Annotated in this window: 22 protein-coding genes; 13 read left to right on the plus strand and 9 right to left on the minus strand. The window is 61.6% G+C overall.

The window, feature by feature from the left end:
• Window positions 1–11 precede the first annotated feature (11 nt).
• The 3 genes from tolQ to BLR69_RS03345 are packed head-to-tail and all read left to right on the plus strand — an operon-like array spanning window position 12 to window position 1918.
• A complete protein-coding gene (gene tolQ, locus BLR69_RS03335) occupies window positions 12–704 on the plus strand; it encodes a protein TolQ (protein ID WP_071495263.1) in 693 nt (230 codons plus the stop codon).
• 15 nt (window positions 705–719) lie between these two features.
• The gene (tolR, locus tag BLR69_RS03340; protein ID WP_048731426.1) at window positions 720–1166 is read left to right on the plus strand and encodes a protein TolR; all 447 of its coding nucleotides are present in this window, start codon (window positions 720–722) and stop codon (window positions 1164–1166) included.
• A complete protein-coding gene (locus BLR69_RS03345) occupies window positions 1163–1918 on the plus strand; it encodes an energy transducer TonB (RefSeq protein WP_071495262.1) in 756 nt (251 codons plus the stop codon). The genes tolR and BLR69_RS03345 overlap by 4 nt, the downstream gene beginning before the upstream one ends.
• A gap of 126 nt (window positions 1919–2044) precedes the next feature.
• Here the strand turns inward: BLR69_RS03345 and BLR69_RS03350 are convergent, their stop codons facing one another.
• From BLR69_RS03350 to BLR69_RS03375, 6 genes are all read right to left on the minus strand, one after another.
• A complete protein-coding gene (locus BLR69_RS03350) occupies window positions 2045–2989 on the minus strand; it encodes a D-isomer specific 2-hydroxyacid dehydrogenase family protein (RefSeq protein ID WP_071495261.1) in 945 nt (314 codons plus the stop codon).
• Window positions 2986–4164, minus strand: coding sequence for an acyl-CoA dehydrogenase family protein (locus BLR69_RS03355; protein ID WP_071495260.1), 1179 nt, complete (start codon window positions 4162–4164; stop codon window positions 2986–2988). The genes BLR69_RS03350 and BLR69_RS03355 overlap by 4 nt, the downstream gene beginning before the upstream one ends.
• The gene (locus BLR69_RS03360; protein ID WP_071495259.1) at window positions 4161–5510 is read right to left on the minus strand and encodes an LLM class flavin-dependent oxidoreductase; all 1350 of its coding nucleotides are present in this window, start codon (window positions 5508–5510) and stop codon (window positions 4161–4163) included. The genes BLR69_RS03355 and BLR69_RS03360 overlap by 4 nt, the downstream gene beginning before the upstream one ends.
• 12 nt (window positions 5511–5522) lie before the next feature.
• On the minus strand, window positions 5523–6497 hold the full coding sequence (locus BLR69_RS03365; protein WP_071495258.1) for an ABC transporter substrate-binding protein: 975 nt from the start codon (window positions 6495–6497) through the stop codon (window positions 5523–5525).
• Between the two features lie 85 nt (window positions 6498–6582).
• Window positions 6583–8166, minus strand: coding sequence for a rhodanese homology domain-containing protein (locus BLR69_RS03370; protein WP_071495257.1), 1584 nt, complete (start codon window positions 8164–8166; stop codon window positions 6583–6585).
• Window positions 8163–8774: a cysteine dioxygenase family protein gene (locus BLR69_RS03375; RefSeq protein ID WP_071495256.1), complete on the minus strand. Its 612-nt coding sequence runs from the start codon at window positions 8772–8774 to the stop codon at window positions 8163–8165. The genes BLR69_RS03370 and BLR69_RS03375 overlap by 4 nt, the downstream gene beginning before the upstream one ends.
• A 217-nt stretch (window positions 8775–8991) precedes the next feature.
• Here BLR69_RS03375 and BLR69_RS03380 point away from each other — a divergent pair, with 217 nt between their 5' ends.
• Both BLR69_RS03380 and BLR69_RS03385 read left to right on the plus strand, forming a co-directional pair.
• The gene (locus BLR69_RS03380; RefSeq protein WP_071495255.1) at window positions 8992–9897 is read left to right on the plus strand and encodes a LysR family transcriptional regulator; all 906 of its coding nucleotides are present in this window, start codon (window positions 8992–8994) and stop codon (window positions 9895–9897) included.
• Window positions 9898–10142: 245 nt separating this feature from the next.
• The gene (locus BLR69_RS03385; RefSeq protein ID WP_071495254.1) at window positions 10143–10940 is read left to right on the plus strand and encodes a class II aldolase/adducin family protein; all 798 of its coding nucleotides are present in this window, start codon (window positions 10143–10145) and stop codon (window positions 10938–10940) included.
• A gap of 52 nt (window positions 10941–10992) precedes the next feature.
• On the opposite strand, the gene BLR69_RS03390 is transcribed toward BLR69_RS03385, so the two are convergent.
• Window positions 10993–12075 carry an LLM class flavin-dependent oxidoreductase gene (locus BLR69_RS03390; protein ID WP_071495253.1) on the minus strand — a complete coding sequence of 361 codons (1083 nt, stop codon included), beginning with the start codon at window positions 12073–12075 and terminating at the stop codon, window positions 10993–10995.
• A 291-nt stretch (window positions 12076–12366) separates the two neighbouring features.
• Between BLR69_RS03390 and BLR69_RS03395 the strand changes: the two genes are divergently transcribed.
• Window positions 12367–12987 carry a hypothetical protein gene (locus tag BLR69_RS03395; RefSeq protein WP_071495252.1) on the plus strand — a complete coding sequence of 207 codons (621 nt, stop codon included), beginning with the start codon at window positions 12367–12369 and terminating at the stop codon, window positions 12985–12987.
• On the opposite strand, the gene BLR69_RS03400 is transcribed toward BLR69_RS03395, so the two are convergent.
• The gene (locus tag BLR69_RS03400) at window positions 12939–13271 is read right to left on the minus strand and encodes a hypothetical protein (protein WP_071495251.1); all 333 of its coding nucleotides are present in this window, start codon (window positions 13269–13271) and stop codon (window positions 12939–12941) included. The two genes, BLR69_RS03395 and BLR69_RS03400, sit on opposite strands and share 49 nt — an antisense overlap.
• Entirely contained in the window at window positions 13268–13576 is a 309-nt protein-coding gene (locus BLR69_RS03405) for a phosphomannomutase (protein WP_232000950.1), read from the minus strand. Before BLR69_RS03405 ends, BLR69_RS03400 begins: the two co-directional genes overlap by 4 nt.
• A 219-nt stretch (window positions 13577–13795) precedes the next feature.
• On the opposite strand from BLR69_RS03405, the gene BLR69_RS03410 reads away from it, so the two are divergent.
• From BLR69_RS03410 to BLR69_RS03440, 7 genes are all read left to right on the plus strand, one after another.
• Window positions 13796–14236, plus strand: a complete 441-nt coding sequence (locus BLR69_RS03410) for a low molecular weight protein-tyrosine-phosphatase (RefSeq protein ID WP_071495249.1) — start codon at window positions 13796–13798, stop codon at window positions 14234–14236.
• A 136-nt stretch (window positions 14237–14372) separates the two neighbouring features.
• A complete protein-coding gene (locus BLR69_RS03415) occupies window positions 14373–16595 on the plus strand; it encodes a polysaccharide biosynthesis tyrosine autokinase (RefSeq protein WP_071495248.1) in 2223 nt (740 codons plus the stop codon).
• Window positions 16596–16668: 73 nt separating this feature from the next.
• Window positions 16669–18006 (plus strand): UDP-glucose dehydrogenase family protein, encoded by a 1338-nt coding sequence (locus BLR69_RS03420; protein WP_071495247.1) that lies wholly within the window; start codon window positions 16669–16671, stop codon window positions 18004–18006.
• Window positions 18007–18014: 8 nt separating this feature from the next.
• Window positions 18015–19316 carry a lipopolysaccharide biosynthesis protein gene (locus BLR69_RS03425; protein ID WP_071495246.1) on the plus strand — a complete coding sequence of 434 codons (1302 nt, stop codon included), beginning with the start codon at window positions 18015–18017 and terminating at the stop codon, window positions 19314–19316.
• Window positions 19306–19899 carry an acyltransferase gene (locus tag BLR69_RS31295; RefSeq protein ID WP_269458220.1) on the plus strand — a complete coding sequence of 198 codons (594 nt, stop codon included), beginning with the start codon at window positions 19306–19308 and terminating at the stop codon, window positions 19897–19899. Before BLR69_RS03425 ends, BLR69_RS31295 begins: the two co-directional genes overlap by 11 nt.
• 1 nt (window position 19900) lies before the next feature.
• Complete coding sequence (locus BLR69_RS03435) at window positions 19901–21133, plus strand: glycosyltransferase family 4 protein (protein ID WP_071495245.1); 1233 nt, start codon at window positions 19901–19903, stop codon at window positions 21131–21133.
• Entirely contained in the window at window positions 21111–22433 is a 1323-nt protein-coding gene (locus BLR69_RS03440; protein WP_071495244.1) for an O-antigen ligase family protein, read from the plus strand. The genes BLR69_RS03435 and BLR69_RS03440 overlap by 23 nt, the downstream gene beginning before the upstream one ends.
• Window positions 22434–22439 lie beyond the last annotated feature (6 nt).

Consider the following 22439-nt stretch of genomic DNA (forward strand, 5'->3'; position numbering starts at 1 on the left):
GGAGCTTCACCATGCACGCGACGATGGAACATATGACGATCTGGGGCTTGATCAGCGACGCCAGCCTGTTGGTCAAGGCGGTGATGATCACCTTGCTGCTGGCCTCCTTGCTCAGCTGGTACCTGATCATCCAGCGCGGCAGTGTGCTGCGGCGCCTGGAGCGCCAGTTGAATGGCTTTGTGCAGCGCTTTCGTGCGGCGCCCGACTTGCAGCCGCTGTACCGCGACACCGTGCAGGCCGGCGAGGGTGGGATTGCACCGATCTTCATAGCCGGCGTGCAGGAATACCAGCACCTGCACGGCCATGATCCGGCCGTGCTGGACGGCGTGGAGCGTGCGTTGCAGGTGGCGATCACCGAGCAGGAAGTCGAGCTGGAAAAAGGCCTGCAATTCCTTGCGACCGTGGGGTCGGTGAGCCCCTACATCGGCCTGTTCGGCACTGTGTGGGGGATCATGAATTCCTTTATCGGCCTGTCCCAGGTACAGCAGGCCACGCTGTCCACCGTGGCGCCGGGCATCGCCGAAGCTTTGATCGCCACGGCCATCGGCCTGTTTGCCGCGATCCCGGCAGTGATCGCCTACAACCGCTTCGCCGCACGCGGACAAACCTTGCTCACCCGCTACTACGCCTTCGGCAACGAACTGCAAGTGCGCCTGCACCGCACCTTGCGCGGCACGCCGATCAACCTGGCCGTGGCCGCCTGAACAAGGAGCAAACCGATGTTGACCAGGCCGCAACGCAAGCATGGGCCCAAGGCCGAGATGAACGTGGTGCCCTATATCGACGTGATGCTGGTGCTGCTGGTGATCTTCATGGTTACCGCGCCGATGCTCACCCAGGGCGTGAAGATCGAGCTGCCCAAGGTCGCCGCCGAGGCGCTGGCCACCGACACCCGCCAGCAGATCCTCACGCTGTCGGTGAAGGCCGATGGTGGCTACTACTGGAACCTCGGCGGTGAACTCGACACCCAACACCAGACCGACAGCGCCGTGACCCTCGACGAAATGGGCGCCAAGGTCATGCAGGTGGTGGCGGCGCGCAGCGACACCCAGGTGTACATCCGCGCCGACGATAACGCAGGTTACGGCCGTGTGGTCGCGGCCATGGCGGTGTTGCAGAAGGGCGGGGTGAGCAACCTTGGGCTGGTGACCGAGGCCCCGCAATGACGGCGATGATCATGCACAGTCCGCTGCTCGCAGTGGGGCCTGGGGAGCCTTCCGGGTTCTGGAGAAACAGCGTGGCGGCCAGCCTCGCGGTGGCGCTGCATGTAGGCGTGCTGGCTGCGCTGATGCTCGGCTGGTCGACGGAAAAACCGCCGGTGGAAGCCCCCAGGGTGATGCATACCCAGTTGGTAATGCTGCCGGCTGCACCTGTGCCGGCTCCCGCACCTGAACCGGTGGCCATCACGCCCCTGGAGCCGGTCGCGGTGCCCGTACCGGTGAAGCCCACGGTCGATCCGCAGATCCAGGCGCGCAAACTCGAACAGGCCGCCCTGGCGCGTAAGCGCGTCGAAGAAAAGCAGCAGGAGCAGCAACGGCTGGCCACTGAACAGCGCAACCGTGAGCAGGCACAACAGCGTGCTGACCAGCAGCGCCAGGCCGCTGAAACAGCGCGAGCTGCAACACCCGCTGCGGCACCGGCTTTCGACAGCCGCCAGTACCAGCCCTTGAGCAAGGACGCGCCGGACTACCCCGAGCGCGCCCTGGATAAGCACATCGAAGGCGATTGTTCGGTGGAGTACACCGTCAACACCCAGGGCCGCGTGGAAAACCCCAGGGTGCTCGACGGCTGCCACCCTTTGTTCATGCGGCCTTCACTGGCGGCGGCGAATACCTTCCGTTACCAGCCACGGATTGTTGATGGAAAACCCGTGCCCGTGCCAGCAGTGCGCAACACGTTCCACTACCGCATCAAATGATTTCTCCCAGTCAACACAGATCACATGTGGGAGCGGGCTTGCTCGCGAATGCGGTGGTTCAGTCAAAGGTCTATCGACTGACACTCTGCATTCGCGAGCAAGCCCGCTCCCACGTTTTGATTTGCGTTAGACGTAAACTAAGTTATTCAGCGCTTGATCGGCCACGTAGCGCTCCAGGTTCGCCAAAAAAGTATCGGCAATCTCGTTGCGGCTATTGGTCGAAATCGCCGAGGTATGCGGCGACAGCCTAACCCGTGGATGGGTGTACAACGCATGCCCGTCCGGCAGCGGCTCCGGCTCGGTCACATCCAGCGATGCCAAGCCAACCTGCCCATTGTCCAGCGCCTCCAGCAACGCTTCCTGATCCAGCAAGCCACCCCGTGCTATGTTGATCAGGTGCAACCCCGGCTTGGCGCTGGCGAAGACGTCACGGTTGATGATATGCCGCGTGGCCTCGGTCAGCGGTGCCGCCACCACCAGGTGATCGGCGCGGGCGAACAGGTCGTGGATGTCGCTGGCGGCTTCCACTCCGGTGCTGAAGGGGGCCGAGCTGTGGCGCAGCGCAACCACCTTGATCCCCAGGGCCAGGGCCTTGTGCGCCAGGCGCTCGCCAATCGCTCCAAACCCCAGGATGCCCAGCGTGGTGCCCTTGAGCGGGCGCAGCGGGGTGAAGTGCCACTGGGCATCCTTGACCCAGATATCCGGCAAATGCTTGGACGCGGCAAAGATCGCTGCCAAGGCGAATTCGGCCAGGTTGTCGGCTGCACTGCCCCGCGATGTGGTCACCGGAGGGCCGTTGAACAGCCACTGTGGGTAGAAGTCGATGCCCGACGACACCAGGTGCACCCACTGTACGCCGTAGGGCCAACCGGGGGGCGGAGTGTCCGGGGCGGTGTAGCCGCGCACGTTGATCGGGCGCAGCAGCAGGATATTCGCCTGGGGCGGCAGGTCGCTGGGCACCCCGACGGGCACCCCGATCACCTGGGCCTCGGGGTGGATCGACGCCAGGCGCTGGCGGAGGACCTCGTTGTAATCCTCGTCCAGCTGGCTGGCGATAATCACCTGGGTCATGTGCGCTCCTTGTGGCGTTGGGCGAAGGCAGCCTTGCCGACACCTTGTAATACCGCGTCGTTCTGCGGGGTATGCACGCGGCTGCACAGCACGTCGCGGTAATGCCGTTGCAGCGGGCTGTGGCGCGACAGGCCCGGGTTGCCCGAGGCCTCGATGGCCAGCTCCACGGCACGGATCGCGTTGTTGGTTACCAGGTACTTCAATTGCGCGGCGTTGGCGGCCGGGGTTTGGCCCTCGGCGGCGGCGTCGAGCAGGCTGCGGTTGGCAAACAGCAGGGTGTCGATATGGCCGACGGTTTCCTGGAAGCGCGGCAAGCTCGACAGCGCCGCACCGAGGTTAGACGGTTGGCGTTCCTCCAGCCAGTTCACCAGCCAGTCCCGGGCGGCCTGGGCCACGGCGTCATACACCGAGGACAGCAACACCGACATCCATAGGAAGCCCTCGCTATCCAGCTCCGGCGACGGCGCGCTCCACGGGCTGACGCTGACGGCGTGGTCGAGTGGCACCAGCACGTTCTCGAGCAGCACTTCATGGCTGCAGGTGGCGCGCATGCCCAGGTGGTCCCAGGTGTCGATGATGCTCACCCCGGGGCTGTCCTTGGGCACCAGCCAGGCGCCCACCAGCGGGTCGGCGTCGTCACTGCGGCCCCACACGCTGAACCAGCTCAGGCCGTGGCTGCCGGTGGAGTAGATCTTGCGTCCGCTGATGCGCCAGCCTTCGGCGGTGCGCACGGCGGTGGTCGTCGGCAGCCCGCCACGGGCCGGGGTGCCGAGGTCGGGCTCGACGCGCAGGGCGTTGATCAGTGCGCCGTTGTGCACTGCGTCTTCGGCCACTTGCCTGCGCAGGTGCGCGGGCCAGGTCTTGCTGTCTTGCAGGCGGGTGTGTTGCAGGTACTGCATCACCAGGATCAGCGCGGTGGACGGCTCGCCCTTGGCAATCGCACTGATTGCCCTGCGTGCCTGGGACAGGCTGGCGCCGCCGCCGCCCAGGGCCTTGGGCACCGTGAGGGCGAGCAGGCCGTGTTCGTGCAGCAACTTGAAGTTGGCGTGAGGGAAAGCGCCGCTCTCGTCGTAGACTTGCGCGGTGCTGGCCAGCTCGGTGGTAAGACGTTCGAGCAGGGCGTCGAACTGGGCGACTTCCACGGAGCGCAAGGAGGGCTGCAAGGATGGGCTCATGCCAGCGCCTCTTGCTGCTCTTCAACCTCGGCGGCGACGCTGTAGCGGTTCACCGGCACCTCCAGGCCCAGGTTATCGCGCAGGGTCTGGCCGCTGTATTCGCTGCGGAACAGGCCGCGCTTCTGCAACACTGGCACCACCAGTTCGGTGAAGTACTGCAAGCCATCCGGCAGCACCGAGTTGATGATGAAACCGTCACTGGCGCCGCGCTCGAACCAGGTCTGGATCGCATCGGCGACCTGTTCCGGGGTGCCGACAAAATCACGTTTGGGCCGCGAGAAACGCAGGGCCACTTCGCGCAGGGTCAGGCCTTCGTCCCTGGCCAGTTGCTTGATGCGGTCGGAGCCGCCTTTCTGGCTGTTGGACCCCAGGTCCCCCAGTTCCGGGAACGGCGCGTCCAGCGGGTATTGGCTGAAATCGTGGTCGTTGAACGGGCGACCGAGGGCGACGATGGCATCTTCCACGGTGACCAGCTCCACGGCCTGCTGGTAGCGGCTTTCCACTTCGGCCTCGTCGCGGCCGACAATCGGGCGGATGCCCGGCAGGATCGACAGGTTTTGCGGGTCACGGCCAAAGCCCTCGGCGCGGCGTTTCAGGTCTTGGGTATACACCAGGCCCTCCTCGATGCTGTCCACGTGCACAAAGATCGCATCGGCGTTCTGCGCCGCGAAGTTGCGCCCGTCCTCCGAGGTGCCGGCCTGGAAAATCACCGGTTGGCCCTGGCGCGAGCGCGCGATGTTCAGCGGACCTTTGACCGAGAAGAAGTCGCCCTTGTGGTTGAGTGCATGCAGCTTGCCCGGGGCGAAAAACTCGCCGGACTGTTTGTTGTAGGTAAAGGCGTCGTCTTCCCACGAATCCCACAGGCCCTGCACGGTGCTTACGTGTTCCTTGGCGATGCGGTAACGCACGGCGTGGGGCGGGTGCTCGGCCTTGCTGAAGTTGTCGGCGGTGCCGCTGAGCCATGAGGTGACCACGTTCCAACCGGCGCGACCGCCGCTGATATGGTCCAGGGACGCGAACTGGCGCGCGACCTGGTAGGGCTCGGTGTAGCTGACGGTCACGGTGGCGACCAGGCCGATATGTGTGGTGATCGCGGCGAGTGCCGACAGGATGGTCAACGGCTCGAAACGGTTGAGGTAGTGCGGGCTGGACTTGGCGTGGATATGCAGGCTGTCGGCGATGAACACGAAGTCGAACTTGGCGGCTTCGGCCAATTCAGTCTGTTGTTTGTAGAAGCCGAAGCTGGTGCTGGCATTCGGTTGGGCGTTCGGGTGGCGCCATTCGCCCCAGCCGTGACCGACGCCATGGACCATGGCTCCCAGTTTCAAATGACGTGGCTTGCTCATGTGCTGCTCCTTTTAGCGCGAGGCTTGGTTGAAGGGGACACGCTTGGCGTTGAAGCTCTTGTCGAAGCCCTGCGACACGTCGATGTGCTTGAGCAGCAGGCCTTCCTGTTGATAGGTGTCGGCGGTCGCTTGCAGGCCCCTGATCACCGCATCGTCGATCGTGACCGGGTTCAGGCGGGTGTCCTTGGCCACCGTCACATGCACGTCCAGCGGCAGGCCGGTGATCCTGGCCTGGGCGGCGGCGTATTCATTGGGGTGGGTGTTGGCCCAGGCATACGCGCGGTCGACGCGGGCGACAAAGTCGTCGAGCTGCGGGCGCTTGTCGGCGATGGCCTGGCTTGTGGCGGCGAGGTACAGGTGGTTGCTCAACAGTTGGTTGCCGCTGATCAGCACACGGGCCTGGCTTTGTGAAGTGACCACAGTGGTGTACGGGTCCCAGGTGGCCCAGGCGTCGGCGGTGCCGTTATCCAGCACCAGGCGTGATTCGCTGGGCAGCAGGAAAATGAACTGCACATCCTGGGTGGTCAGGCCGGCGGTGGCCAGGGCCTTGATCGCCAGGTAATGGCCGATGGAGCCGCGCCCGGTGACGATCTTCTTGCCCTTGAGGTCGGCAACGGTCTTGATCGGTGAGTCCTTGGGCACGACCAGGGCGGTCGTGGTGCGCCCTTCGGAGTGGATGATGCTGACCACCTTGAGGGAGGCACCGGCACCGAGGGCGAACACGTACGGCGCATCACCGAGGGCGCCGATGTCCACGGCACCGGCGTTGAGTGCTTCGCCCAGCGGCGAGGCCGATGGGAACTCCGACCACTGGATCGTGTAAGGCACATTCCGGGTTTCGCCGGAGGCTTCCAGCAGCGCCTTGATTGTCGACTTCTGGTTGGCCACCCGCAGCGGTTGCAGGTCGGCGGCAGCGGCGCTGCCGATCAGGCCAAGGGCGAGGGCGGTGCCCAGGAGCAGGCGTTTGAAAGGGCGGTTGTCGAGCATGGGGCAAACTCCAGGCGTTTGGTGTCTTTCAAGGGATACCTCCGCCTGGAGAAGGGGTCGGATTCCATCGCATGTACGGGGTGGGTCAGATCACATGGAAACCGTGGGTGCCGTCGCGTGCCAACTGGTCGACCAGGCCGAATTCCCAGTCCAGATAGGCTTGCATGGCTTCCCTGGGGTTGTCGGTGCCTTCGTACGGGCGGCGGTAGCGGTCGATACGCGGCGAGGCCAGGTGGGTTTCGCCTGCTTCCAGCGGCAGCTGCGCGTTGATCCAGCCGGCAGTGCCGTCCTGCAGCAGGAACACCTGCTTGCCGGTGAGGGTTTCGACTTCAGCCACCGCCAGGCGCGCCAGTTGGCTGCTGCCGCAGGTCAGCACGTAACGCTGGGCGGCGGGCACCTTGGCCAGGGCCTCGGCGAGTTGTGCACGCAGTACCCACCAGGCTCCGGGGATATGGCGCTTCACGTAGTTGGCGCTGGCGGTGAAATCCAGCACCACGGTGTCGCCATGGGCCAGCCAATCGACGAGGGTATGGGGGCTGATCAGCTCGGCCTGGGGCGGCACCGGCACCGGCGCGACCCAAGTGCCTTGCTCACTGAGGTGCGCCGCTTGCAGGTCGTCCAGCACATGCACTTCCCAGCCTAATTGGGCCAGCCAGGACGCGGACATGTTTGCGCGCACGCCATCGTCATCCGCGAGCACCAGCCGGGCACCGCGCACGCTGGCGAAATGATCGGTTTCCTGCACCAGTTGCCCGCCCGGCGTGGAGCGTGCGCCCGGCAGGTGACCGGCTTCGAATTCTTCCGGGGTGCGTACATCGAACAGGTAGGTGGTGCGTGTGGTGTCCTGCTGCCAGGTGCGCAGGTCGCTCAGGGTGGCACGGCCAACGCTGGCCTTGTCGGCGACACGCCGCGCATCCACGGCTGCGATCTGGCGGTGCTCCTCGGAGGTCGGCGCAAAACGCCGCGATTGGCCATGGGCAAGTTTCTGCCCGGCCAGGGTCCAGCCGATGGTGCCGTTGCGCAGGGCCGACACCGGATTGGCCACGCCGGCATTGATCAGCGATTGGGTGCCGATAATGCTGCGGGTACGTCCGGCGCAGTTGACGATGATGCGGGTGGCCGGGTCGGGCGCCAGTTCGCGGGCGCGCAACACCAGTTCGGCCCCCGGCACGCTGATGCCGGTGGGAATGCTCATGGTCTGGTATTCGTCGAAACGCCGGGCATCGAGCACCACCACATCGGCCTGGCTGTCGAGCAGCGCCTGCACCTCTTCAGCGGCCAGGGACGGCGTATGTCGTTCGCTTTCCACCAGTTCGCCGAACGCCTTGCTCGGTACGTTGACGTCGATGAACAGCTCGCCACCGGCCTTGCGCCAACCGTCCAGGCCGCCTTCGAGCAGGCTGACCTGGGAATAGCCCAACGCAACCAGGCGCTCGGCGGCGCGGGCGGCCAGGCCTTCACCGTTGTCGTACACGGTGACCTGGGTATCGCGCCGTGGAATGCGTGCATACACCTCCAGCTCAAGCTTGGACAGCGGGATGTTCGCGGCAAACAGTGGATGGGATTCGGCGAACGGCGCTTCTTCGCGCACGTCGATCAGCGCGACTTCTGCATGGTCCAACAGGGCCTGGCGAATCCGGGCAAAGCTGCGGGTGGAGAGGGTGGTCATAGGGCAGGGCTCTTTTCTTTGGACAAATCCCAGATATTCGGGAGGAAGGCGTTGGAATAACCGGAGATAAACAGTTTCTCGCTGCCGTCGGGCTGGTACACCGCGCGGCGCACCGCACCGATATTGGCGCCGTACACATGGATGCTGATGGACACCTGGTCGCTGTGGGCGTTGCTCACCTGGTGGATGTCGCCGACCTTGGGCGACACCGCTTCAACCTGGCCCGGCACCAACTGGATCGGCTTGCCTTCGGCCATCAGGCGGCCGTCAGGGGCGCGTTCAAACCCTTGGGAAAACTCTGAGCCGCGCAGCATCCCGATCAGGCCCCATACCCGGTGGTCGTGGATCGGTGTGCTTTGTCCCGGCCCCCACACAAAGCTGACGATGCTGAAACGCTGGCGTGAATCGGCATGCAGCAGGAACTGCTGGTAGCGCTCGGGATCAGGTTGGGCGAATTCGTCGGGAAGCCAGTCGTCATGGCTGACCAGTTGCGCCAGCAGCTTGCCGCCACGGTGCAGCAGGTCGCCTTCGCGTGGATTACCGTCGATCAATTCCGCCAGGGCGCCTATGAAGGCTCTGAGTCTCTCGGGGTGTCGGGCCTGGGTCATGACAGTTCCATCGTGCGGTCGGTGGTGATGGGTTTATCTAAGCATAATGTTTATAGTTAATATGCTATTTTTTAATGATTAGCTTATAGCTGAAGGTAATTTAGAACTGGTCTGAATAGCGTTAGACGTTATCGATCACAGCGCAGGCTATCCAGGCAGCTTTCCTGCAACTATGCTTCGCACACATCTTAATGACGGTTCTCTATGTGCGGCCCAAATGAAAATTGACGATATCGATGCCTTTGTCGAAGTGATTCGTTGCCAGTCCATCAGCCACGCCGCCGAGTCGTTGCAACTGACCCAGCCGGCCATTACCCGTCGCGTGCAGAACTTCGAGCAGGCGTTGGGGGTGGAGTTGTTCGACCGCAACACCAAGCCCCTCAAGCCCACGCTGATCGGCACCCGCGTCTACGAGCAGTGCCGGTTGATCCTGCGCGAGATGGACGCCCTGCGCGAACTGGTGGCCACCGATGCACCGCCCACTGGCCTGTTGCGCCTGGGCGTGCCGCAGACCATCGGCGATGTGGTGTTGCTGGATGCACTCAAGCACCTGCGCACCGAATACCCCGACCTGCGTGCCCAGGTCGCTACGGGGTGGGGCAGCCAACTGGTGGGCAAGATCGAACGCGGTGAGCTGGATGCGGCGGCGGCGCTGTTCCCGGCGGGCAAGATCTTCCCGGACAACATCGTCGGCGAGTCCATCGGCAAGATGGAACTGGTGGTGGTGTGCGCCAAGGCGCAGTTGCCGAAGAAACCGTGCAAGCTGGCGGATGTGTACCAGAACGGCTGGATTCTCAACCCGGATGGCTGCGGCTTCCGTGCGGGCTTGCAGCGGACCTTGTCCGATCAGGGCCTGGCGCTGCGGGTCAACCTGGAAACCTTCGGCACCGAGCTGCAATTGGGCCTGGTGGCGGACGGCCTGGGCCTGGGCCTGGTGCCGCGCCCGCTGCTGGAACGCAGCGCGCACCGCGAGCACCTGGCGGTGATGCCGCTCAAGGACTTCAAGCCGGTGATGGACCTGTGGCTGATCTACCCGCACTTCCTGGGCAACCTGCAGGGGCCGGTGGATGCGTTTGGCAAGCTGGTGGCTGCCTCATTGCACAAGATCAGAGACGCCGCTTAACCTTAGTGAAAGCAGCTTTATATGTGGGAGCGGGCTTGCTCGCGAATGCAGTGTGTCAGTCAAAGCTGTTCTAACTGATCCACCGCTTTCGCGAGCAAGCCCGCTCCCACATTTGCTCTGTGTTGTTGCTTGAATGGTTATGAAAAAAAATAATAATTAGCTTAGATTAAAATGTGCTTTTTATTATTTTTTTGCATCCCCTAGGCTTGCCTGGAAGTCCTTAAGGCCATCCAGGAAGTTTTGCCATGAGCAGCGTCACCTCGATTTCCAGCGTTTCCAGCAACACCGTTCGCCAACGCGTCACGCCAGAAGAATGGGAAGTGCGCGTCAAGCTGGCCGCCGCCTATCGCCTGGCGGCCTTGTACAAGTGGACCGACCATATCTATACCCACTTCTCCGCCCGTGTGCCGGGCCCGGAGGAGCATTTCCTGATCAACGCCTTCGGCTTGCTGTTCGATGAAATCAGTGCGTCCAACCTGGTCAAGGTCGACCTCGATGGCACTATCGTGGATGACCCGACGGGCCTGGGCATCAACTACGCCGGCTATGTCATCCACAGCGCCATCCACGGCGCGCGTCACGACCTGCAAGCGGTGCTGCACACCCATACCCGCGACGGCATCGCGGTGTCGGCGCAAAAAGACGGCTTGCTGCCGATCTCCCAGCACTCCATCGGTTTCTCCGGGCGGGTGGCCTATCACGGTTATGAAGGGATTGCCCTCGACCTTGACGAGCGCGAGCGCTTGGTTGCCGACCTGGGCGACAAAAGCGTGATGATCCTGCGCAATCATGGGTTGTTGACCGCGGGCGTCAGCGTAGAGCATGCGTTTCAGCAACTGCAGCAACTTGAGCGGGCCTGCAATATCCAGGTCGCAGCGCAGGCAGCGGGGAATGCGGAGTTGATCTTCCCGCCGCAGGAAGTGGTGGAGAAAGTCGAGCAACAGGCCAAGGCGCACGCCAGCGGCGAAGGCCCGGGCGTGGCGCGGCATTGGAATGCGCTGGTCCGGCAGTTGGAGCGCAGCGATACCGACTACAAAAACTGAGCTTAATGTGGGAGGGGGCTTGCCCCCTCCCACATTGGGTTTTGTGTTGTGCTCAGGCGACTTGTTTGGCCTGTTCGCGTTCTGCGATCAGTTGGCGGGTGAGGGGGATCAGGCGCTTGCCGTAGTCAATCGCATCATTCAGAGGATCAAACCCACGAATCAGGAACGTGGTGATCCCCAGGTCGTAATAATCCACCAAGGCCTCCGCGACCTGCTCAGCGGTGCCCACCAGCGAGGTGGAATTGCCCTGCGCACCGAGCAACCCGGCAATCCCGGTCCACAAGCGCTTATCCAGGCGTGAGCCTTGCGCCGCTGCGGCGAGCAAGCGGCGCGAGCCTTCGTTGGGCGGTTCACGCCGCACAAAGCCATTGTTCTCTGCCAGCTCGGTCGCCTGCTGCAAGATGCGCTCGGCCCGTGCCCACGCCAGCTCTTCGGTCTCGGCGAGGATCGGCCGCAACGACAAGCTGAACCTGATCGTACGCCCATGCCTGGCTGCTTCGGCGCGTACCTGGGTGACGATCTCGCGCACCTGCTCGTAGGTTTCGCCCCACAGCGCATACACGTCGGCATGCTTGCCCGCCACTTCAATCGCCGCTTTGGACGAGCCACCGAAATACAGCGGGATATGCGGCTGCTGTGGCGACTTCACCGTGGAGTGCGCACCTTCGACCTGATAGTAGGTGCCCTTGAAGTCGAAGGGCTGCTCGCTGGTCCATTCCTGGCGCACCACGCTCAGGTATTCGTCGGTGCGGGCGTAGCGTTCGTCCTTGCCGATATGGCTGCCATCGGCGCGCAGTTCGCGGTCGTCGCCGCCGGTGATGATGTGCACCGCTGTACGCCCGCCGTTGAACACATCAAGGGTGGTGAATTGGCGCGCGGCCAGGGTGGGCTGGGCGAAACCGGGGCGGTGGGCGATGAGAAATTGCAGCTTGGTGGTCACGCTGGCGGCGTGGGAGGCGATCAGCGTGCTGTCCGGGCTGTTGGAGTGGAAGGCCACCAGGGCGCGGTCGAAACCGGCCTCTTCGTGGGCGCGGGCCACGCTCTCGACGTAGTCGGGTTGCAGGGTAGGGCCGCTGCGCGGATGGATCTCGGAAGCGTGATGGCCGCCAATGTAGCCGATGAATTCGATGCTCATGGTCTGTCCTTGTCTTGGGTGTGATTACCACCTCCACCGGGCAGGGGGTCGGTTATTCGCGTCCAAAGTAGGGGCAGGGACGGGGTCTGTAAAATGCCGATTGGTTCTAACCTAATTATTAAAATGTGGAATTATTAATTTGGTTGTGTATCAGTAAATTGCATCTTCAGAGTGTTTAGGCGAGTCACCTGCCGGCTTTTCATGTGCCAAGGCTGACTTTAGATAACGTTGTATTTTCCCCGGCACTGAGGTCTGATGGGCGCCGAAACGGGCTTGCCGGATTGGGGAACTATGCGGGCAGAACTTGCGCAATATGGCGGCATTACCGTCATGATTCCGGCCGCGATCATCATCGCCGTGTGGTTGCGGTATTCCAACCCTCGGGCACTGAGGGCCTGGATCATTACGGTCGGTGTCGCTTATTCAGTGGTCGCGCTCAGCAAGTTGCTGTTCAAGGGCTGGGGCCTGTCATTTCAGCGCTTGGACATTGCCGTCATCAGCGGCCATGCCATGAATACCTGCCTGATGCTCACCGTGGCGCTGAGTCTGGTGGCCCGCCAGTTCAATCCGGCATTGCGCTGGCCGGCGGCAGGTGCGGGGTTACTCGCCAGCGCCTGGTTTGGTGCTTACTGTGTCGCGCCGTACATACATCCAGTCAATGAAGCACTGGCCGGTGTTACCGTGGGTGCTGTCGCGGCGATTGCCTTTCTCTGGCGCATTGAGACCACCCACGTCAGGGTGTCCCCCTCTTTCATCGGCGGTGGGCTGGTGGTGTTGCTGGCCTGCGCACTGGTGCCAAAGTTCAACGCCGAGTTGCTGCTCAACCGGGTTGCCATCACCTTGTCAGGTGCCGACCAGGCCCATCAAGAGCCTTCCTGGCGGCTGGATGCGGCACACACAAAGGCCGAGTAAGTCACCAGGTCCAGCGCCCGGTGGCTGTCCACCATCAGTTCCAGCAACACCGTCTGCGCATTGAAACGCCGCATATCGCCGCGCAGCCGCGCCTCGTTCATCTGCTTGAGCAGCGTATGGGTGATCTGCTGCGGTGAGCTGCCGTGCAGCTGCTCCAGCCAACGGCCGATGGCCTGGGTATTGCGCCGGTATTGCGTACCCACCGGCGGCTCGGCGAAACCTTCGAACATCCCGGTGAGTTTTCTCAGCGCATAGCTGCGTATCACATCATCCAACAGGCTCATGGCCGCTCCTCGGTGCCGCAGATGTTCGCCAGCAACTCGGCGGTCTTGACCCGCATGAACTGGCTGTCACCGCGACTTTCCACGCACAGGCACACCGACAGCGCATCACTCACCTGCAACTTGAAGCGCCAATCGGCGAACACCATCGACAGTCCGGAACAGGATTCATCGCTGGCCAGGGAATTGTCGCGGTATAACACCTGCATGCGCTCGACGACGCGGGTCGAGTTATTCACTTCGACATGAATGTTTCCCGAAGAAGGAAATAGACCAATACGCTCTACCAATAACTTTGACATGTTCATGGCCGTCTCTTGTTGTTGCGGTCAGGCGGCACTTTATTCTGTGGGAGGGCAAAAGTACTGGAATGTTATTTTTAGTCGGTTATGCCGGGTGTTGTTATTTTTAGTCTGCCTCGGCAGGTGGTCGAAGTGCCGCGGTTGTGACCATAATCGCCTCGCTGCTTGAAGTAAGGTCTTCCCTTTTACTACCGGGTTAATACAGTCGGCGCGTGGGAGGTTGCCTTGTTCAATAGGATTTTGATTGTGTGTGTCGGCAATATTTGTCGCAGCCCCACGGCAGAACAATTACTGCGCAATGCGCTGGCGCACTCCGCGATAGAAGTGAGTTCTGCGGGGTTGGCCGCATTGCGTGACAGCCCGCTGGAGCCCACGGCTCTGCGGGTACTGGAAGAGCACGGGCATGCACCGGTTTCACACAGGGCACGTCAACTGACAAGCGCTGCGGTGAGTGACGCGGATCTTGTACTCGTGATGGAACAACGGCATATCGACGGGGTACTCAGCCTCGCGCCGGAAGCACGGGGCAAAGTGTTCCTGCTGGGTAAATGGCAATACAACCGCGAGATCATGGACCCTTATCGTCAAGGCAAACCAGCCTTTGTTCATGCCTATGCGTTGATAGAGCAAGCGGCTCAGGCGTGGGCGCAAAGGTTAGTCGGTTAAGTTGGTTAAGTTGGTTAAGTTGGTTAAAAGTCGTCATGTAACACACTTGATAAGTTCTGCGTTAATCGTGCATGGAGCCGGGCGTCTTGCACCCTGTGCCATTCCTTGACTATTGGTTGGAAAAAAGAACTGACTTATGCAATCAACACCCGCAACAGCGTCGCATAACGGCGAAGAAACTGATCTGGATTTCATGATGTTGTTGGGCACGTTGCTCGATCACAAATGGCTGATCGGTGGCATCAGTATCGTCTTTATGGCGCTGGGCGTGGCCTATGCCGTGTTGACGCCTCCGGTCTATCAAGCCACCGCACTGATTCAGGTCGAACCGAAAAAAGGCGACATGCTCGGCTTTTCCGATGTCGGCAGCCTGCTCGGCAAGGAGTCGCCCACGGTCACGGAGGTCGAGTTGATCCGCTCACGGATCACCGTTGGCACTGCCGTCGACAACCTGAACCTGGACCTCGAAGTGAAGCCCAAGCGCTTCCCCTTGATCGGTGATTTCATGGCGCGTCGCTTCAAGCCAGCGCAAGCCCATGAGGTGGCGAACCCCTGGCTCGGCCTCGACAGTTACGGTTGGGGTGGCGAGGCCCTGAAGTTTTCGCGGTTGCGCCTTCCGGCCGACTTGCTGGGCCAGGAACTGACCTTGACTGCCGGTAGTGGCAGCACCTTTACCCTGTCGGACCAGGACCAAAACGTGTTGCTGACGGGGCAGGTGGGTCGCTTCTATGAAAGCAGTGGCCTCCAACTGCAGGTCGAAACGCTGGATGCCAACCCCGGCGCGCAATTCAGCGTTGTGCGTTCGCCACGCCTCACCAGCATTCTGCGCTATCAGAAGCTGCTGGATGTGGCAGAGCGCGGCAAGGAGTCGGGGATCATTGGCCTGGCGCTGGAAAGCACGCGGCCCGAGGCGGCCATTCAGGTACTCAATGAGGTCGCCCGTATCTACGTGCGCCAGAACATCGAGCGCACCTCCGCCGAGGCGGCCCAGAGCCTGGCCTTCCTCAAAGACCAATTGCCCCAGGTGCGCAAGGATGTCGAGCAGGCTGAGACGGCGCTGAACCAGTTTCAGATCCGCAATAAAACCATCGACATCAGCCTTGAGGCAAAGGCCATTCTTGACCAGATCGTGGCGCTGGACGCGAGCATCTCCGAACTCAAGATGCAACAGGCCGAGATCGAGCGAAAGTTCACCCCCCAGCACCCGGTGTACCGCGCGCTCCTGACGCAACTGGCAGAACTCACGGCCCGCCAGAGCGAGCTGGCCAAGAAGGTCGAAAGCTTGCCGACCACCCAGCAAGAGTTGCTGAGCCTGACCCGCGACCTCAAGGTCAGCACCGAGATCTACACGCAACTGCTCAACAAGTATCAGGAGTTGGACGTGATGCGCGCCGGCACGGTCGGTAACGTGCGCTTGATCGATACCGCCGATGTCGACCTGAGGAACCCGGTCAGGCCGCAAAAAGCATTGATCGTGGTGATCGCCACGCTGCTCGGGGCCTTTGTTGCAGTCGCGCTGGTGCTGTTTCGCAAGGCGCTCAATCGGGGCGTGTCCAACCCCAACGAGTTGGAAAAACTCGGCTTGCCGGTGTATGCGGCCATCCCGTTCAGTGCCATCCAGAAGGACATGGACCAGAAGCTCTTTCGCAGCAACCAGTCAGGGCCTACGCAACTGCTGGCCATCAGCAACCCAACGGACCTGGCCATTGAAGGGCTGCGCAGCCTGCGCACGAGTCTGCATTTCGCCATGTTGGAAGCGGGCAACAACCGCTTGATGATCTCCGGGCCGAGCCCGCAGGTGGGCAAGACATTCGTCTCGGCGAACCTGGCTGCTGTGGTCGCGCATTCGGGGCAGCGTGTGTTGCTGGTGGACGTGGATATGCGCAAGGGTTACTTGCACAGAGTCTTTGGCGTTGCGGCAGAAAACGGTCTGTCCGACCTGCTCGCCAAACGCTGCGAGCTCACCACTGCGATCCATCCCACGGAGGTCGAGAACCTTCACGTCCTTAGCCGTGGGCGGATCCCGCCGAACCCATCGGAACTGCTGATGCACGCCAACTTCAGCGAATTCCTGGAGCAGGTCAGCGCGCTGTACGACCTGGTGATTCTGGATACACCGCCATTCCTGGCGGTCACCGATGCAACCATCGTCGGGCGCCAGTCCGGTACCAATCTGATTGTGGCCCGTTTCGAGTTGAACTCTGTGCGCGAGGTGGAGCTGACGATGCGTCGCTATCAACAGAACGGCATTGAACTCAAAGGCGCGATCTTCAACGGTATCGAGAAGCGCTCATCCGCCAAATACGGATACGGCGCCTACAGCTATTACCACTACGAGTACACGTCAGACCGCGTTTGATCCTGGACGCCAGGCATTTGAAGTCCAACGCGCAGCACGTCTACCACTGGCCGCAGGTTCAACGAGAAACGCTATGAAAGTCACAGTTTTTGGCATTGGTTATGTAGGGCTGGTCCAGGGCGCCGTCCTTGCTGAAGTCGGCCACGATGTGCTGTGTGTCGATATTGATGCGCAGCGGGTTGAGCGTCTCAAACAGGGGCATATCCCGATCTACGAACCGGGCCTGGAGGCGCTTGTCCGGGAAAACCATGGTGCCGGCCGCTTGAACTTCACCACCGACGCCGTGGCTGCAGTCAAGCATGGCGAAGTGCAGTTTATCGCGGTGGGGACACCGCCTGATGAAGACGGCTCGGCCGACTTGAAGTACGTGCTGGCGGTGGCCGAGACCATTGGGCAGCACATGCTGGCCCCGCTGACCATCATCGACAAATCCACCGTTCCCGTGGGCACCGCCGACAAAGTCAGTGCACGGGTGGCTGCCATGCTCGCGCTGCGCGAGCGCACCGACCTGGCCTTCGACGTGGTGTCCAACCCGGAGTTTCTCAAGGAAGGCTGCGCGGTGGCGGACTGTATCCGTCCGGACCGCATTGTCATCGGCACCGCCAGCCGGCATGCGGAGGCGGTGATGCGCGAGCTCTACGCGCCGTTCAACCGCAACCACGAAAAAATCATCGTGATGGATGTGCGCAGCGCCGAGTTGACCAAATACGCTGCCAATTGCCTGCTCGCCACCAAGATCAGCTTCATGAACGAGATGGCCAACCTGGCCGAGCGACTGGGGGCCGACATCGAGATGGTGCGCCAGGGCATCGGGTCCGATCCGCGTATCGGCTATCACTTTCTGTATGCAGGCGTGGGGTATGGCGGGTCGTGTTTCCCCAAGGATGTCCAGGCCTTGATCCAGACCGCCGAGACCCTCGACTTCGATGCCACGCTGCTCAAGGCCGTGGAACGACGCAATGCCGAACAGAAAAACAGCCTGTTCAACAAACTGTCCACGCACTTCAACGCGCAACTGGCGGGCAAGACTTTCGCGCTCTGGGGGCTCAGTTTCAAACCCAATACCGATGACATGCGCGAAGCCCCCAGCCGCGTGTTGATGGAGGCCTTGTGGCGTGCCGGGGCAAACGTGCAGGCCTTTGATCCGGAATCGATGGATGAAACCCAGCGCCTCTATGGCGACCGCGAAGACCTGCGCCTGTGCGGCACCAAGGAAGCCTGCCTGAAAGGCGCCGATGCCTTGCTGATCGTCACGGAGTGGCAGGTCTTCAAGGCACCGGACTTCACGGTGATCAAACAGCAGCTCAAGCAACCGCTGATCTTTGACGGACGCAACCTGTTCGACCCCGTCAGTGTGCAGAAGAAAGGTATTCACTACGTATCCGTTGGGCGACCTCTCAACCCGGTATAGGTCTTCCCATGAGTGTGCTTAAAAGAATCGTCAGCGGCATTGGCGCCAATTCGTTTGGCCAGGTGGTAAACCTGCTGATCCAGGTGGTGAGTGTTCCGGTGCTGATTGCCAGTTGGGGCTTTGGCGCCTACAGCGAGTGGGTGGTGCTGTCTGCGATTCCGACCTACCTGGCGCTGTCTGACCTGGGCGTGACCACGGCGGCATCGAGCAAGGTCGTGATCTGGCACGAGCGCGGACGGTTGAAGGTCGCGAGTGCGGTGTACAGCACCAGCTTTGCGTTTCTATCCCTGGCGGGACTCAGTGTGCTGTTGCTGACCCTGGGCGCCCTGGCGTTGTTTGACCTGTTCAGCGTGCTCAACCTCCAGTCGATCAAGAGCGGCGACGGGGTGCTGATTCTCTCGGCGCTGACCGGCTACTCGCTGCTTTGCCTGTTTACCAACATGATTTCGATCCGCTACCGGGCCAATAAGGCCTTGCCGTTGTCGGCATTCATCATGAACGTCATCCGCATGCTGGAGTGGTCGGCTGCGTTGTTGTGCGCTTATCTGAGCCACAGCCTGGTCGCCACCAGCCTGGTGCTGTTGGCCGTGCGCGCGACGGGCATCGTCAGCAAGAACCAGATCGCCAATCGGTTGGGGATCGCCTTGCGTTTCAACCTTTCTGCAATCGGCAGGCGGGCATTTGTGACGTTGATCAAACCCTCGCTGGCTTCGCTGGCCTTTCCGATTGGCCTGGCGTTGAACGTGCAGGGGCTGATCATTCTGTTGTCGGTGCTGCTGTCTCCGGCGCACGCGGCGATATTCGGTTTGTACCGGACCATTTCCAGGGTGTTGGTGCAATTCTCGACCGTGGTGAATCAGTCCCTGTGGCCGGAGATTTCCTATGCGTTCTCTATCGGTGACAACCAACTGGTCCGCAAGATGATCCGCTACGCGTTGCGGTTCTCGCTGCCCATCGCCTGTGTGCTGGGCGCGCTGGTGGTGATATTCGGCGGGACGATCTTCGATGTGTGGTCGGGCCGCAAAGACGATTATTCCTCCAGCATCATGCTGGTGCTGATCATCGGCGCGCTGACCCACGTGGCCTGGCAGGTGTATTGGGTGGCAATGATGGCCACGGCGTCCTATTCGTCGTTTGCCGTGGTGTTCATGTTGGTGTCAATCGCCAGCATTCTGGCGGTGTTCTGCCTGGCACAAGACTATGGCTTGCTCGGCGTCTGCTATGTGCTGGTGGCCACCGAAGTCGTCCTGTTCTGTTTTGCCAGGCGCGGTTTCCATCGTCTTGAACTGAGGATGGCCCGTGCTGATTAATCACCTGATCCGCCATCGATTGAAAATCAGCCTGCTGACGCCTGAGGGGCTCAAGTACCTGGCCAAGCGCGTGCTGTTGCTGGGCCGCTTGCTCAAGGCCGATCGCCGCCAACGCATGTTGCGCCGACAGGGGGCCAGCCTGGCTCCGCTGGTGATGATCAATGCCGTGGAATTCGAAGGCTCCGTCGCGTGTTTCAGCGTGGGCACCGGCAGCTTTATCGGCAAGCGCACCTTTATCCAATTGCACGCCGCCGTCCGTGTGGGCGCCCATGTGGCGATCAATGAAGGCGTGCGTATTCTCACGGGTACCCATGGCCTGGATGATCCTGCCTGGCGCTTGAAAGTCGCCCCGGTGGTGATCGGCGACTACGCCTGGGTCGCCACCGACGCGATCATCCTGCCGGGCGTGACGATCGGTGAAGGTGCCGTCGTCGGTGCCGGCAGTGTGGTCGGGCGCAATGTGGAACCGTACAGCGTGGTGGCGGGCAATCCGGCACGGGTCATCAGGTCGCGCGGGGCGCATGCGTTTACCTACAGCCCGGTCCGCTCAAGTGCCGTCGTCGAAGCCTGGATGGGTAAATAAGATGATTCTGGTCGCTCATCCCGTTGGTAATCAGAATGTCCGCGCGTTGCTGCGCGCGTTGAATCAACGGCAGTTGCTGCACTCGTTCCATACCTCGCTGGCACTGCATAAGGAGTCGTTCCTCTGCCGTCTGCCGGTGGTGGGCAAGGAGTGCCTGCGGCGTACGTTCGATCAGGTCGATGGCGCGTTGCTGCACAGTTACCCGCGTTATGACGTGCCGCGTGTGATCTGCGACAAACTGAGGTGGTATCGCCTGACACGGCGCAACACCGGCATCTTCTGCCCGGAAAACGTCTACAACCACATTGACCAGGCAAGCGCCGGTTTCCTCTACAACACCCCGCGCAAACCCAGCCAGGTGTACGGCTATGACGGCAAGTGCCTGGGCTTGTTCAGCGCCGCCCGCGACATCGGGGGCATCACCCTCAATTATGAGGCGGCCTTCGGCTCCATCGCCTACGCCTGCAGGATGCTTGAGCATGAGCGCGAGGCCAACCCTGCCTGGCGTGCCAGCATTCCCAATATCAGCGATGACACCGTGCGCAAACAGACGGCCGAGTTGGCTTTGGCGGACCGGATCATAGTGGCGAGTACCTTTGCCAAGCGCACCCTGGGTGAGCACGGCGTTGCGCCAGGCAAGGTTGCGATCACGCCCTATGGCGCGCCGGCGCCGATGGTGCGTCATGAAGCAAGCGCCCGGCCAGGTGCACGACTGAAAGTGATTTATGTCGGCGCGCTGACCCAGCAAAAGGGCATTTCGTACTTTTTCGACGCGTTGAACCTTGCGGCGAGCAGCGTTGCCCTGGACGTCACGGTGATCGGTGGCGACTACGCCAACGGTCGCAACCCCGTGCTCAATGCCGAGCTGAAAAAGTACCAGTGGTTCAGCTCCGCGTCCCACGATGACGTTATCCGCCACTTGCTGGAGGCAGATGTGCTGGTGCTGCCGTCGGTCGCCGAGGCGTTTGGCCTGGTGGTGGGTGAAGCCTTGTCCACGGGCACAGCGGTGATCGTGTCGCAGAACTGCGGGGCGGCCGACCTGGTCGTCGAGGGTTTCAACGGTTATGTGGTGCCGATCCGCTCTGCCGAAGCGATCGCCAGCCGTCTGGTTGAGCTGGCCGAAGACAAGGACAAGCTCAGTGCGTTGCAGCACAACGCTGTGCTGTCTGCCGGTGGAACCACCTGGGACAGCTACGCCAGGGAGGTGATGGATGCAATCCTTGGCCATTCCTGACAGGGTCAGCCTGCATGATCGCTATCGCACGCGGGTGGTCAGCGCCTTCGTGCTCATCTACCTGTTCATCCTGTTCGAAGGGGTCTTGCGCAAGTGGGTGATGCCGGGCCTCAGTTCGGCCATCTATTTCATCAAGGACCCGATTGTTCTTTATATCTACTGGTGCGCCTACCGGTTCGGGTTTTTCTCGAAAAACCTGGTGTCGGCCTACTTTGTCGTGCTGGTCATGGTGTTCTTCCTGCTGGTGGCCGCGTTTTTGTTGAGCAGCCCTGAAGGCTTCGTCATCTACGGCTACGGCGTGCGCAACTACCTGCTGTATTTCCCGTTGATATTTGTCGCTGGCAAGACGCTCAGGTTGACGGATGTCTATCGGTTCGCCCGTATCACGCTGTTCGCGGCGATCCCGATCAGCGTGCTGGTGGTGTTGCAGTATTCGTCCGGACCCCAGGCGTATGTGAACAAAGGCATTGGTGATGATGACTTCATCTTCATGATTGCCGACGGTGTCGTGCGCCCCTACGGCACCTTCACGTTCACGGCCGGGCATGTGGTGTACGTGTCGGCCTGCTTTGCATTCCTGGTCGCGGCGGTGTTTGACAAGGCCTTGTTCCGAGCCGTGTTCGCCCGGCGTTACGGGCTGTTTGGCGTGTCGGCGGCTGCGGTGGCGGTGATGTGTTTCCTCACGGGCTCAAGGGCCATCTACGCGTACGCTGCGATTGTGCTGCTGGCGGCGCTGATGGTCGCCCTGATCAAGAAATCGCAACGCAACCTGTTGTCGTTGTTTTTCCTGGCGTCCGCGTTGTTTGTCAGCCTGCTGATTTTCATGTCCACCGACAGCTACCAGGTGCTGGTGGAGCGCAACCGCAGCGCGGTGGCCAGTGAAGGCTCGCCGGTCACTCGCGCCTTCTCCAGCCTCTATGCCTTCACGCGTGTGGTCGATGACGCGCCGTTATGGGGCCACGGGATAGGTTCGGGCACCAACGCCGCCTCGACGATCCTGCGTGCAGGGCGGGAGCAGGGTGCAGGCTTTTTACTGGCCGAAGATGAATGGTCACGCATCGTGCTGGAAATGGGCCTGCCCGCCGGGCTGATGTTCATCCTGTTCCGGATCTTCGTGCTGCTCTGGTTACTGCTCAAGTCCTACACGGCGCTGGTCAGGCAAGGCACCGGGGTGCCGTTGCTGCTGTGCGGTTTCCTGGCGCCGATCCTGTTCAACGGGGTCATGACCATGCAGGGCACCTTCCTGGCGTTTGGTGTGCTGTATGCCTGCCTGATTCTCGCGGCCTGCAAGAAAACCTGAACCTAC

Source organism: Pseudomonas azotoformans (assembly GCF_900103345.1).
GTDB classification, from domain to species: domain Bacteria; phylum Pseudomonadota; class Gammaproteobacteria; order Pseudomonadales; family Pseudomonadaceae; genus Aquipseudomonas; species Aquipseudomonas azotoformans.